The sequence below is a fragment of the Mesorhizobium sp. M0923 genome, assembly GCF_040319365.1.
Taxonomy (GTDB): domain Bacteria; phylum Pseudomonadota; class Alphaproteobacteria; order Rhizobiales; family Rhizobiaceae; genus Mesorhizobium.
Genome location: NZ_JAMYNW010000047.1, coordinates 1 through 12327, shown reverse-complemented (window position 1 = coordinate 12327; position 12327 = coordinate 1). Strand labels below are relative to the sequence as shown.

The 12327-nt window shown below is 60.1% G+C and carries 8 protein-coding genes and 8 pseudogenes; 8 read left to right on the top strand and 8 right to left on the bottom strand.

Translation table 11 applies throughout. The features are described from left to right. Positions 1-212 precede the first annotated feature (212 nt). A pseudogene (gene nadA / locus NKH89_RS35365) lies at positions 213-811 on the top strand (quinolinate synthase NadA). Here the strand turns inward: nadA and NKH89_RS35360 are convergent. The 3 genes and pseudogenes from NKH89_RS35360 to NKH89_RS35350 all read right to left on the bottom strand — a co-directional run. Beyond that, positions 790-1107 (bottom strand): hypothetical protein, encoded by a 318-nt coding sequence (locus NKH89_RS35360; RefSeq protein ID WP_352911957.1) that lies wholly within the window; start codon positions 1105-1107, stop codon positions 790-792. The pseudogene nadA and the gene NKH89_RS35360 sit on opposite strands and share 22 nt — an antisense overlap. Before the next feature lie 28 nt (positions 1108-1135). Beyond that, positions 1136-1456, bottom strand: a pseudogene (locus NKH89_RS35355) (transposase); the annotation flags it as partial. A 38-nt stretch (positions 1457-1494) separates the two neighbouring features. Beyond that, positions 1495-1693: pseudogene (locus tag NKH89_RS35350) on the bottom strand (transposase); the annotation flags it as partial. Positions 1694-1905: 212 nt separating this feature from the next. On the opposite strand from NKH89_RS35350, the pseudogene NKH89_RS35345 reads away from it, so the two are divergent. After that, a pseudogene (locus NKH89_RS35345) lies at positions 1906-2114 on the top strand (IS66 family transposase zinc-finger binding domain-containing protein); the annotation flags it as partial. On the opposite strand, the gene NKH89_RS35340 reads toward NKH89_RS35345, so the two are convergent. Next, positions 2092-3354, bottom strand: coding sequence for an ATP-grasp domain-containing protein (locus NKH89_RS35340; protein WP_352911954.1), 1263 nt, complete (start codon positions 3352-3354; stop codon positions 2092-2094). The pseudogene NKH89_RS35345 and the gene NKH89_RS35340 sit on opposite strands and share 23 nt — an antisense overlap. Positions 3355-3744: 390 nt before the next feature. Then, positions 3745-3960: pseudogene (locus NKH89_RS35335) on the bottom strand (transposase); the annotation flags it as partial. A gap of 265 nt (positions 3961-4225) precedes the next feature. Here NKH89_RS35335 and NKH89_RS35330 point away from each other — a divergent pair. Beyond that, positions 4226-5442 (top strand): annotated as a pseudogene (locus NKH89_RS35330) (IS110 family RNA-guided transposase). A gap of 19 nt (positions 5443-5461) precedes the next feature. Here the strand turns inward: NKH89_RS35330 and NKH89_RS35325 are convergent. Next, on the bottom strand, positions 5462-6757 hold the full coding sequence (locus NKH89_RS35325) for an IS256 family transposase (RefSeq protein WP_352911950.1): 1296 nt from the start codon (positions 6755-6757) through the stop codon (positions 5462-5464). A gap of 574 nt (positions 6758-7331) precedes the next feature. After that, a pseudogene (locus NKH89_RS35320) lies at positions 7332-8497 on the bottom strand (IS110 family RNA-guided transposase). An 809-nt stretch (positions 8498-9306) separates the two neighbouring features. Between NKH89_RS35320 and NKH89_RS35315 the strand changes: the two are divergent. Genes NKH89_RS35315 through NKH89_RS35295 form a run of 5 tightly spaced genes read left to right on the top strand, consistent with a single transcriptional unit; the run spans position 9307 to position 11619 of the window. Continuing rightward, positions 9307-9627 (top strand): PLP-dependent aminotransferase family protein, encoded by a 321-nt coding sequence (locus NKH89_RS35315; RefSeq protein WP_352911946.1) that lies wholly within the window; start codon positions 9307-9309, stop codon positions 9625-9627. Positions 9628-9647: 20 nt separating this feature from the next. Then, the gene (locus tag NKH89_RS35310) at positions 9648-10169 is read left to right on the top strand and encodes an ectoine synthase (RefSeq protein ID WP_352911943.1); all 522 of its coding nucleotides are present in this window, start codon (positions 9648-9650) and stop codon (positions 10167-10169) included. 12 nt (positions 10170-10181) lie between these two features. Next, a complete protein-coding gene (locus NKH89_RS35305; protein ID WP_352911941.1) occupies positions 10182-10559 on the top strand; it encodes a hypothetical protein in 378 nt (125 codons plus the stop codon). Between the two features lie 56 nt (positions 10560-10615). Continuing rightward, positions 10616-11227, top strand: coding sequence for an amino acid kinase family protein (locus tag NKH89_RS35300; protein WP_352911960.1), 612 nt, complete (start codon positions 10616-10618; stop codon positions 11225-11227). Next, positions 11224-11619, top strand: a complete 396-nt coding sequence (locus NKH89_RS35295) for a hypothetical protein (RefSeq protein ID WP_352911939.1) — start codon at positions 11224-11226, stop codon at positions 11617-11619. The genes NKH89_RS35300 and NKH89_RS35295 overlap by 4 nt, the downstream gene beginning before the upstream one ends. Positions 11620-11637: 18 nt before the next feature. Here the strand turns inward: NKH89_RS35295 and tnpC are convergent. Next, positions 11638-12327, bottom strand: a pseudogene (gene tnpC / locus NKH89_RS35290) (IS66 family transposase); the annotation flags it as partial.

The window sequence follows — 12327 nt, the reverse complement described above, 5'->3', positions numbered from 1 at the left end:
CGTCAGGCAAGCCATCCTCACCGCGCTCGCGCAGCCGCCCCCAATCCGTTGTCCCCACTGCCGCAGAACCATCTCCGCTAAAAATCTGCCAAAGTAGTGCTAGTCGAGTGGCCTGCCTTCGCCAACGCATGGAGACCATCATCGATCTCAAGCAACAGTGAAATGCAGTTATACTGGCACACGACTATCAGACGCCGGAAATTTTCCACTGCGTGGCCGACATCGTCGGCGACAGTCTGGCGCTTGCCCGTAGGGCGAAAGAACCAATGCCGATGTGATCGTGCTCGCCGGGGTGCATTTCATGGCCGGGACGGCGAAGCTGCTCAACCCGGAAAAGACGGTGCTTACCCCGGATCTCGAGGCCCGCTGCTCGCTGGCAAAATCGATCACAGCACAGGATGTCCGCCTGATGCGTTTTCCCGGGGGTGCCGATCGTCACTATACTCAATACCTCGGCTGCCGTGAAGGCCGTTCCGACATCTGCTGCACTTCCGGTATCGCCACGGCCTTTGTTGAGCCGTTCGGCGTGCCGCGCGTCATCAAGCTGCCGGACGAATATCTGGCGAAGAACGTCACTGCGGAAACCAACATCGAGATCATCGCGTGGAAAGGCCATGGCGAAGTGCACGAACGCTTCAGCGGTGCAGATATCCGCGAACTGCTGACACATATCCCGGCGTCGCCGTCATTGCCCATCCCGAAGGCCCGCCAGAGTGTCGCTGAAGCCGATTCTGCGGCTCGACCGCAGCCATGCCATAGGTCTGGTTCTCCCCATCCGCATCTTCCAACTCAGGCTTCCAACCCCCGATAACCTAAACAGGCTGTTGAAGAAGTCCACTTGCGGGCGATGAAGTCTACTTCGTCGCCGCGATGGAAGCAGATTTGTCCGTTGATAGAGCCGTCTGGCTGGATTTCAGCCCAGCCAGTGCCTTGGGCTTCGTCTATTTCGTCATTGCCTTGCCAGGAGAAGGCGACATTGTTGCCGTCGCCCGCGCCGAAGATCTGCCCGGTAACGCAGCCGAAGGCGAATTCGCCGGAGCCATCGGCCGCGAATTCAATGTAGGTTGGCTCCATCATGTCGTGATAGTCCTCCACATAGTAGGGCATCTCAACGATCCGCCAGCGCCTGCGATGCTCACGCCAGCGCTGCCAGCAGCTTGGGCAGACGGAGCAGATTGTAGGCCGCCAGGTTCAACGTGAAGGCAGCCTCCATACGGGCGCATCCTCGCAGCTTCACCTTGGCCATGCCGGCGGAGGCTTTGATCCAACCGAACAGCTCTTCAATCCGCTTGCGGCAGCGCTGGCTGGCTGCATAGCCGGCGTGGTAACGCGTGCGACCATCGATCGCCGTCACGCGAGGCCTACCGGTTTTGCTCAGATGGCCGTCGATGGCGATGTCTGGTGTGACCTTGCGCTCACGCAGATCCTTGACGAACTGGCGTACATCATAGGCCCGGGACCGTCAGGAATCTTGTGCGTGAGGCCATGATGATTGAGGAAGTCCTTCCAGGCCGAGCGGCTCTCGCGATTGGCCATCTCACGGCCAGGATCTTGCGCCGGCCGTCCCAGTCGATGCCGACCGCGACGGCACCGCCTGGCTCATGACGATGCCGGCTTCGCCCACCTTCTCGTAGCGGGCATCTAGAATGAGGTAGGGGAAGGACTCGTGAAGCGGGAGCTCGGCAAGCGCCTTCCGGCAGAACGCCGACACCGTAGTGCGAAGCCATCATGCCGACGCCCGGTTGATCTATATGCATCCGAGCTGGACCGTCCTGAGGGCTTGGGGTGAATCTATCTTTTTGTCCTTATGGACAGGTATAAGGACACTGAGCGGACAGTAGTGAGCCGCCTTGAGAATCATCGACACGGGCCTGCGTCGTCGGTTTACCGACGATGAACTGGGTGGCTGCGGCGGCGAAAACGCAGGCCGTGCGAGCCTTCACCGCAAACGGCCGATGAGCAAGCAAATGCCGGAGGATATCGAGCGCGTCGTGATTGACGCTCCGACGGCCTGCACCGCTTGCGGCGGCTCGCGGCTGTCAAAGCTGGAAGAGGACATCAATGAGACGCTGGAGGAGATCCCGCACCGCTTCAAGGTAATCGAAACGATGCGCTTTGTACCTCTTTACTAGTGGTCGGAAAGGGTGTGATCGACCAACCGATCAAGTCGACGGCACGCTGAAGTATCGCCTCGGTCTCAGCACGGCCGGGTGAAGCGGCGACGACATGTCCGATCCAGTCTCGGGAATCCCCTTTCCTGACGATCGGCGTCTTAGGTTCAGCATACAATTTGACCTCGGCGACGCCTGACAGGGCAGCCGCCCGACTGTCGTCGCCGATCCAATCGAGTGTGCCATCGTGATCAGGAACTAGAATCCGCGCGGCCGCAGTATGCGAATACCTTCTGCGCAAATTCCATTCCTCCCCGATGACAAGCCTGATGTGCTCGGAGACGAGATCGACACCGTAAGCCGCCTGAACCAGCTGAGGATCGGGCGTGCCACTGAGGCGCGGATTGACCTCAATGACGACTGGGCCATGCTTCGTCCACCTGACTTCAATGTTCGCTGGCCCCCAGCCAAGGCCGAGAGCTCGCAAACTGCTCAGCGATACGTCGGCGATACGTTTATGCTCATCATCACTTAGCGGGGCCGGAAAAGTGAAATGACGATAGACGAAATGCGGTAGGGGGCCGAAGTCAGCGGCGACAATCCCGATGACCTGATTTCCCATTGTGTGAGCGCCATAAAGGGGGCCTTGGGCGAATTCTTCGACCAGTATCCGCGGCGAAGACTGCCATATGTGCTTCCCGCCCAACAAATAGGTCGTATGATCCGCCAACTCATCCATGTTGCGGCACAGTCGGACACCTCTGCTGCCGGCGCCTACGGCTGGCTTAAGAACCACCGGCAGGCCGATCTCTGCGGCAGCGCTTTCTACGTCCATCGCATTCGTTGCCAGACGACAAGCAGGTATTGGAACGCCGGCCTCCGCGAGGAGCTGACGTTGAGCGAATTTATCGCAGCATCGTTCAATTGATGCGGGGTTCGGTCCCGGTAGATCGAAGTACCGGCAGAGCCAGCCAACTGTCGCATAGACCGAGTCGTTGGCGGACGTAATGCCAGCAATCTCATAGGTTGCACGTAGTCGAGAACATATCTGGATCGACGCATCGAGATCGTCTGGATTGACTCGGATTACCTCAACCTTTTTCGCCGCGAGATATTCGTACTGAACAGGATCAGACGACAGCGCAATTGGATGAAGACCAAGACGGTGGGCCGCTTGGACGTATAGTGGACCAACACCGTTTGGCTTGGTGGTTTCCACTAGGATGAACGCTCTTCTTGCCATTGGCTGTTAACCCCGAGTTGCGTGCCGTGCGGCGGGTTAAATCGGCATCAGCTTATCAGCCATGCCTGTCTTCAGATCTCGCGATGAAGGTACCATTGTCGGCTATCTGGGTCGCAAAGAGTCCGTAAATTAATTTTTAAGTTTTGTTGCGCGGCCGAAAAACGAAGCAAGGTCGGAGTCGCGGTCGGCAGGACCTCCCCCGTCGCTGTCACATTGATTGAGTCCGAAGCTTGGTAGTGGCCCGCAATTCAGTTGCCGACCGCTTGGGCGAATTTCCGTCGCGTCAAAGACATCATGTTCGCGTGTATGGGAATCCGGAGGGATCGTGTCCCAGGGAGTGGTGTAGCTGACGGCTTGGTCGCCGCGCTCTCCGGCATGGGGCCGGGCTGATCAGCGTGCCACGGCTGGCAGGCTGATGAGAGGATCATCGCTCATTTGGCTGATGGTTTCCAGCGCCATGTATCTGGCGCGCTGCACGGCCCATTCGTCGTTCTGTTCGAGCAAGATCGCGCCAACCAGGCGGACGATGGCGTCATCATTTGGGAAGATGCCGATGACCTCGGTGCGCCGCTTGATCTCGCCGTTGAGGCGCTCGATCGGGTTGGTAACCGGTATGATCATGACGGTGCCATCCGATCCCCGCTGGAGATGATCGATTTTCGGCGTATGGTGCGACCATCCGGGACAGGGGCACCGGGAGCACGCCAAGTGCGGGCAGGCCGATGTATTCGATGAGCTGCGAGCTCGCGTTAGTAGCTGGCCGCCCCTGCGACCTGCCCGGTTGCGCCGAGAGCGCGGATCCGTAGGTGTCGCGTCGCCCGCCGGCTCCCGACTGTTTGAGGAGAGGGAGCCGATGAGACGTGTGATTGGAATGGACATCCACCGCACCTTTGCGGAGGTGGTGGTTTGGGAAGACGGCCGGCTGCGCCATCACGGACGGGTCGACATGACCCGCTCGGGACTGGAAGGGTTCGGCCGCAGTTTGCGACGGACGGATGAGGTTGTCGTCGAGGCCACGGGCAACGCCATGGCGGTGGTGCGGGTTCTGTCGCCCTATGTCGGCCGGGTGATTGTCGCCAACCCGATGCAGGTGAAGGCGATCGCCCATGCCAGGATTAAGACCGACAAGATCGATGCCGGCGTTCTGGCGCAGCTCCATGCCAGCGGCTTTCTGCCGGAGGTCTGGGTACCTGACGAGCGGACCGAGCGGCTTCGCCGCCTCGTCGCGCGGCGCAACCAGGTAGTTCGGCATCGCACGCGCGTGAAGAACGAGGTGCATGGCATCCTGCAGGCGCACCTAGTGCCGAAGTGCCCGCATGCCGATCTGTTCAACAATCGCGGTCGCGCCTGGCTCGAGCGGCAGGTGCTTCCCGACGACGAGCGGGCCGCTATCGCCCGCCACATCCGCGAGATCGATCGCCTGGCCGAGGATCTGGCTGACCTCGATCGCGACATCGCCCGGGAAGCGGTTGATGATGCGCAAGTCCGGCGGTTCAGACGATCACCGGCGTCAATGTCATCGTCGCGAGCGGTATCATCGCCGCGGTCGGCGACATCCGGCGGTTCCGCGAGCCGCAGAAGCTGGTGAGCTACTTCGGCCTCAATCCGCGTGTGCGCCAATCCGGTCTTGGCTTGGCGCAATATGGCCGGATCAGCAAACATGGGCGTTCCCATGCCCGCGCCATGCTGGTCGAGGCCGCCTGGGCCGCGGCGAAGGCGCCCGGACCGCTCAGGGCCTTCTTCCTACGCATCCGCAACAAGCGTGGCCATCAGGTCGCAGCCGTGGCGGTCGCCCGCAAGCTCGGCGTGTTGATCTGGCATCTGCTGACAAAGGAGCAGGACTACTTCTGGGCTCGCCCGGCGCTGGTGGCGGCAAAGCAGAGGCAGCTCGCTCTCAAGGCTGGCGCGCCGGGCGAGCGCGGTGTCGGTCGCCGCGGTTCGGCTTACGCCTACAACGTGAAGGAGTTGCGAAACAGCGAAAAAGCCGCGGCCGAGAATGCCGAACGTGCCTACGAGCTGATGGTTCGGCATTGGCGGTCACGAGGGCCGAAGCGGCGCACGGACGCCACAAAGGAGGAACGACTATAACGGCTCCGTGGCGGCACTCTCATCCTCTTGCACCACTCTTTGCCACGTGGTCGTCCGTGCCGGACAAATATAGCACAAGGAAATCTGGCGGCACGACCGACGCCTCGGTCCGCTCCAGAATGGCGCCGTGCTCGACGCCGTCAAGGCGTGGCCTGGAAACCTCGCAGCCGGCCGTGGCGCCATCGCACCGCGGCCAGCATGGACTGCGTCTCGACACGCTCGCATGGGGAAATCCTGTGGGCCGGGACGAAGAAACAGGCTCACCTGAGCCGAACAAAGAAACGCAACAGGAATCGAAAAAGTCGAAATCAGGCTTGTCGATGTCATCCGTCGAATGCAGCTTGGCGCGGTGCTCCTTGGGGAAAGTCATGTAGGCAAGCACGTCGGGCTCGGCGTCGTCCATGATTGTCGCCAGCTTCGGCACCTTCGGCCGGATCTGGTCGGCGACGGCGCGCATTGTGTGCTTGCGGCCTCGGGCGTTTCCTGGGCGAAGGCGGTTGCGATGAAAGCGGAGGCGACGCGGCGCCCGCTCTTGCCGGCATGGGCCAGCACGTTCCTCAATGAAGTGGACGCGGCACCTCTGCCAGGTCGCGCACAGCACCTTGGTGACGGCCGCCTTGATGCCTTCATGGGCGTCGGAGACGACGAGCTTGACGCCGCGCAGGCCGCGGCGAGTCAGCTTGCGCAAAAACTCCGTCCAGATCGGCTCGGCCTCAGACGTGCCGACCTCCATGCCCAGCACCTCGCGTCGGCCGTCCGCATTGACGCCGACAGCGATGATGACGGCGACCGAGACGATGCGGCCGCCGCGGCGCACCTTCAGGTAGGTGGCGTCGATCCACAGATATGGCCAGTCGCCCTCGATGGGTCTTTCAAGGAACGCTTTGACCTTGCCGTCGATCTCTTCGCACAGCCGGCTGACTTGGCTTTTGGAGATGCCGCTCATGCCCATGGCCTTGACCAGGTCGTCGACCGAGCGGATCGAGATACCCTGGACGTAGGCCTCCTGGATGACCGCGGTGAGCGCCTTCTCGGCCATGCGCCGCGGCTCCAGGAAGCTGGGGAAGTAGGAGCCCTTCCTGAGCTTGGGGATGCGCAGCTCGACGGTGCCGGCGCGCGTCTCCCAGTCGCGCTCGCGATAGCCGTTGCGCTGGGCCGTGCGCAACGGGTTCTTCTCGCCATAGGCGGCGCCGGTGGCGGCGCCAACCTCCAGCTCCATCAGCCGCTCGGCGGTAAAGCCAATCATCTCGCGCAAGAGATCGGAATCCGGAGTCTTATCCACGAGCGTGCGCAGGTTCATCATGTCGTCGGTCATCGATGGTTCCTTCGAATCAGGTTGGTGTCAGCAACCCGACCTTACCGGCGAACTTTCGATGACCACCGCAAAGCCGCTCGCTCGCTTGTATGGGGTGATCTTTGTCAACGTGATCTTTCAGTCGTTCCGTCTCCTTGTTCAGCGGTGGCGACCATTTGTTCCTGCTTTGGCTCCGGGGTCCATTGGGGCGCCGCGCGCAGTGACGGTCAAGGGTGGTCCTTTGGGCCATCGCGAAGCGACCTGCCCTTGATGGTCACGAGCACGGCGGCAGCGTTACATAGAGCCGGCAGGTGCCCTGTTTGTAGAGGTCTATACCTTGCAAACCGAGGGGAGCTCGCCATCAGGCGCCGTAAACGCGCCGCAAGCTTGTATGCGGTTGATCCGCGCGGATCAAAAACCATGATGCAGCCATACGCATCGGCGGCGAAGCTCCGGGCGGTGGGCCCATTCTACAGCGCGGCGTCGTAAGGCCATGTGAGCGACCGGGATCACCACCACCTCGGATCCGTTATCGGCAGACGCTATTGCAGCTGCCAAACTTCAATGCTCGTCCTGTCGAACGCTCCTCCATGCTTTATACCGGACGCAGGGCTACTCCCGTCGGGATCTCGCCGGTCGTGACAAGTCGCCAGAATGCAATCAGTAGCTTGCGCGCCAAAGCCACGATCATTGTCTTGCGCGTACCGCCACGGCCATCGGCCGTTCTCGCGCAAAACCAGTGCGCCAGCGCGCTGTCCTTTTGGAATTGGAGGAACCGCCAAGCCAATAGGATCATGCCGTAGCGGACGCGAGCGTTGCCGGCCCGCGCGAGACCTTTCTCGCGCCTGCGTTGGCCGCTCTCATCCGGCGCCCCGGTAAGTCCGGCATAGCGAGCGACGGCTCTCCGATCACGCAGGCCGCGTGAGAGAATCTCGTTCACCAGCATGTCCGCAGTCTCGATACCGACACCGACGATCCGCGAAAGAAGGCGAACCATTGCGAGCGGACCCTTCTCCGTGTCTGGAACCACCGAGAGCTGCCGCAACCGCTCCTGTTCGATCTTGTGGATTTGTTCACGCAACAGGTGAAGCCGTCCGAGATTACGGCGCAACTCTGCTCGGCTTCGTTCCGGTAGGGGCATGCCTTCCGCCGTATGCAGAGCCTCCAGTTTCTCGGCAGCTTTGCGCAGATTGGGTTTGAAGGCGCGAATGCCGAAGCGAGCGAGGATTGCCTTGATGCGATTGACGATCCGAGTACGTTCGCGGACGAGATTGTCTCGTTCACGGTTCGGACGGCGAGCCTCCTCCTCATTGATGGTTGGGATGGCTGCCATGCTGCAGTGGCGCTTCTCGCCCCGCAGCCAGCCAAGAAAGGCGCGCATCAGCAGTTCGGTATCGAGGCGATCGGTCTTGGCGCGCCGATGTTCGCGGGAAACCGCGACGCTCGATGGATGTATGACATAAGCCTCGACAGCGCGCGCTTGGAGCCAGCGCGCCAACCAAAAGCCGTCGCGTCCAGCCTCATAGGCGACAACGATGCGCCGGACTTCGCGCCCGGCTTGGATGGCTTCGCTGCGCCAGCGGCGCAACAGCCTGAGCACCGAATCCGGGTCGGCATCGAGCTTCTGAGAGGACTACGTTCAAAGCCAGGGACCGTCGCAGCAATGAGCCACTTTGTCTGGCTCATCTCAATCACTGCGACTAGCGTGCTGTCCTGATCAAGGGCGGTAAGGGATCTGCTTGCATCAAAGAATGGTGACATGGGGGCGCTCCGATAGCTGCTCAACAGCGCCGAGGGTGCCACACGCTCGCCGCCGCCCATAGCATCTACAGCGCTATCGAGGGCGCGCTCGCGAGCGGCTTCGCTACCGCCGAGCTACACCACCTGTGGGGACGCGACCTCCGGAGGCACGAGCCACCAATCACAGCGACGTTAGTACCGCACCTCTTGTGAGGTTAAGGCACCCCACGCCTATTGGTAGGTGTACCCGAGATGCAGGGGAAGCTATGTTCCCTCGAAACGCAAATTCTCGAAGAATTCAAATAGGCAATTGAGTTCTGTGCCATTCCGTTCCGATGAAGAAGGGCTTACCTATCTCAGCGAGTTGTTGATCTTTGTGGAGAATGCTCCGCCGTCAGGAGCGGCGTGGAGGTATGCTAACGTGCTAACGATGGAAATATTTGGATTTGTTCCAAGACTTCAGAGGATGTTCCGCTAAGGAGTAGGTTTTTTGCGGGAGACCAGCGAGAGACGCAGGCGAGCAAAAATCGACCCCGCCGTCGAGGCAGGCTGAGAGCTTCGACCGCGATATCCATCTTTCGGGACCTCGTGAGAGCGAATACACGACAGCCAATGGACTTATCCTACGCTCCATGAGCCCTGCGGGTATGCCCGCCGGCAACGATTTCTGGCCGAAGTGCACTAGGTGGAGGGGAGGAATTAGCGATCTTCAACCACCTTGAGTCCGAAGTGCGCAGCTACGCTCGCAGCTTTCCCGTCGTTTTCGCGAGGAAACGAGGGGGCCAGCTGTTTGCGCGAGATGGGACAGCCTATCTCGACTTTCTCATGGGATGCTCAAGTTCAAAGCCGCCTTGATCAGATCGCGCAAGTACGATCAAGGGCGAGTATCGGCCAAGGGTAGTGGTATGATGCGGGGCATCGATCTGAAGTTTGGCGAAGTTGCTGGTCAGGTGATCAGCACCGCCTTTCAGAATGGCCTCGTTCTGGAGGCCGCTGGTCCCAAAGACGAGGTCGTGAAGTGTCTGCCACCTCTTGTCATTGGGGAGGATCAACTTAGCCAAGGACTCGACATTCTAGCGGACGCTATTGAAAGCGTGATCGGAAGCACAGTGAACGGCAGAGCGGATCATGACCGTCAGCGATGTCAATGAGGAGAAACTGACGCCCCGGCGTGTCGAACGTTGAGTTGGAAAAGCGTGCGATTCTCAAGAGCTATAGAATCGGCTTCACCGTCAAGGGGTGCAATCCAAATGCCCGGATCAAGATACATTATCGAAACCATCTTGCGGCGGTCTACTGCGTCTCGGGAACGGGCTCTACCGAGGATTCCCAAGCGGATCAAGCCCATGTCGTGCTTCCCGGATCATTTTGCGCGCTCGAGAAGCATGACGCCCACCGGCCGTGCCGAGACCGAACTGGTGTTGGCCTGCCTCTTTCTACATCGGAAGCGAGAGTATGCGCCTACTTCGTCTCTCCGCCATCGATCATGCTAATGGATCTCCTAGCGGGGCGACGACACGGGCACAATTTCGATAGAATCTCCCCCGTGGCTGGCCGGTGGAGTTTAGCATGGTACAGCAATTGCCGCTGGCTATGTGAAAAGGAGAAGGATGTATGGACGTCAGCGCCGCCGATGCAAAAAAGAGCCGAGCGTTATGCTGCGGACGGTTCACCAGCAAAGCCATATAACTAGTAGGACTTGGAAATGATTCTTTTGCCGAATTGCGAGCCTGGCTCCCACATCGAGAAGATCGGAGGCACGTCGATCTCAAATGCCGCTGCCGTACTCGAAAACGTCCTGGTTGGGGGACGCAAGGGGAGCGCACTGTATAACCGCATATTCGTCGTGTCCGCTTACAATGGGATGACAGACCGGCTTCTCGAGCACAAGAAGACCGGCGAGCCCGGCGTCTATGCACTCTTCGCGAGCGCCAGCTCAAAATCGGCTTGGGTCGAAGCGATCGCAGAGGCCCATCTGGAAATGAGAAGGCTCAACGCGGAAATCTTCGGTGACTCGTCGGAAAGGCGCGTCGCCGACGAGTTTGTAAACGACCGCATTGAAGGAGTGCGCGGCTGCCTGTAAATCTACAGCGGCTTTGCTCATATGGCTACTTCAAGCTCGAAGAGCACTTGAATACCGTGCGCGAGATTCTGGTCGCGCAGGGCGAAGTGCACAGTGCCTACAACACGGTCTTGCTCCTAAGGACACTCGGTGTGGAGGCCATCTTCGTGGACATAACCGGTTGGCGCGACGAAACTGAAATGAGCCTTGACACGCGAATTGGTACAGCGCTATCCGCGATCGACCTCGGCAAGCAACTGCCGGTCGTCACCGGCTACAGCCGATGCCCGGGCGGCCTGGTGCGGCTCTACGGCCGCGGCTACACTGAGGTCACATTCGCTCGGATCGCCGTGCTCACAGGTGCCAAGGAGGCAATAGTCCACAAGGAGTTTCATCTATCGACAGCCGACCCCAAGATTGTCGGCATCGAGCGCGTCCGCGCTGTCGGCTATAGTAACTATGATGTCGCCAGTCAGCTGTCTAATCTCTGGAAGCAATTCATTCGGCCGCGTTCAAGGAGTTACGCCACGCAAATATACCTCTTCGAGTCAAGAATACGTTCGATCCTAAGAACGATGGAACTGTCATCACTCGCGACTATGTCTCTCACATGCCGCAGGCAGAAATCTTCGCAGGTCTCGGGGGAGTTCATGCCCTCGAATTCTTCGAGCCGGATATGGTCGGCGTGAATGACTATGATGCAGACATTATCAACACGTTGAAAAGTTCTGACGTCCGCGTCATTACGAAAGCATCGAATGCAAATACCATCATCCATTACCTGTCCGCAGCGCCCGAGGCAATCGCCTCCGTTGTCAAGGCGCTGGAGAAGAAATTTCCAACGGCTAATATTGGCACAAAAAAGGTGGGCATTGTTTCAGCCATCGGAAGCGCTCTCAATTTCCAGAACCTAACGGTCGTTGCTGCGCAAGCGTTAGCTGATGCCTGCATAGAGGTCCTGGGAGTACATCAGCTTATGCGCAACATAGATATAATCTTCATTGTGGATGAATTGCGCCTGGATGACGCGGTAGATTCACGGCCGCGTCTTGCAGCTCAGCCCTCCGCTGGTATGGAGTAAGCGGGTAGCTGATGCCGTTCAGCGGTGGTAGTTCCAAGGCATGAGCGCCTCGATAGCGCTGTTTGGCCAGCCATTGGCGATGCGCTCGAGGGTCTGGGTGAGCCAGGCGTGCGGATCGACCTGGTTCATCTTGGCGGTGGTCAGCAGCGTGGCGATGGTGGCCCATGTCCGTCCGCCGCCGTCGCTGCCAGCGAAGAGGCTGTTCTTTCGGGTAATTGTCTGTGGCCTGATGGCGCGCTCGACGGTGTTGGAGTCGATTTCGATGCGGCCGTCGGTGAGGAAGCGCTCCAGCGCGGCACGCCGGCCGAGCGCATAGCGGATCGCCTCGGCGGGCTTCGATTTTCCCGACAGCTTCGGCAGCTCCTTTTCCCACAGCGCAAAGAGAGCGGCAACGACGGCGGCGGATTTCTCCTGACGCGCAGTTATCCGTACTGCCGGGTCCTGGCCGCGTACGGCCTCCTCGGCGGCCCACAAGTGGGGCCATCTGCGCCACCGTCTGCGAGGCGATAACGGAGGAGCCTGCGGCATGCAGTTCGTAGAACTTGCGCCGCACGTGCGACCAGCACGCCGCCAGCGTCACGCCGTCATTGCCCCGATCGGATCGTGCCAGCCGGTTATAGGCGGCGTATCCGTCGACTTGCAGGATGCCGCGATAGCCGTCCAGATGACGGGCGACACATTCGCCGGCGCGGCTGTCCTCGAAGCGGT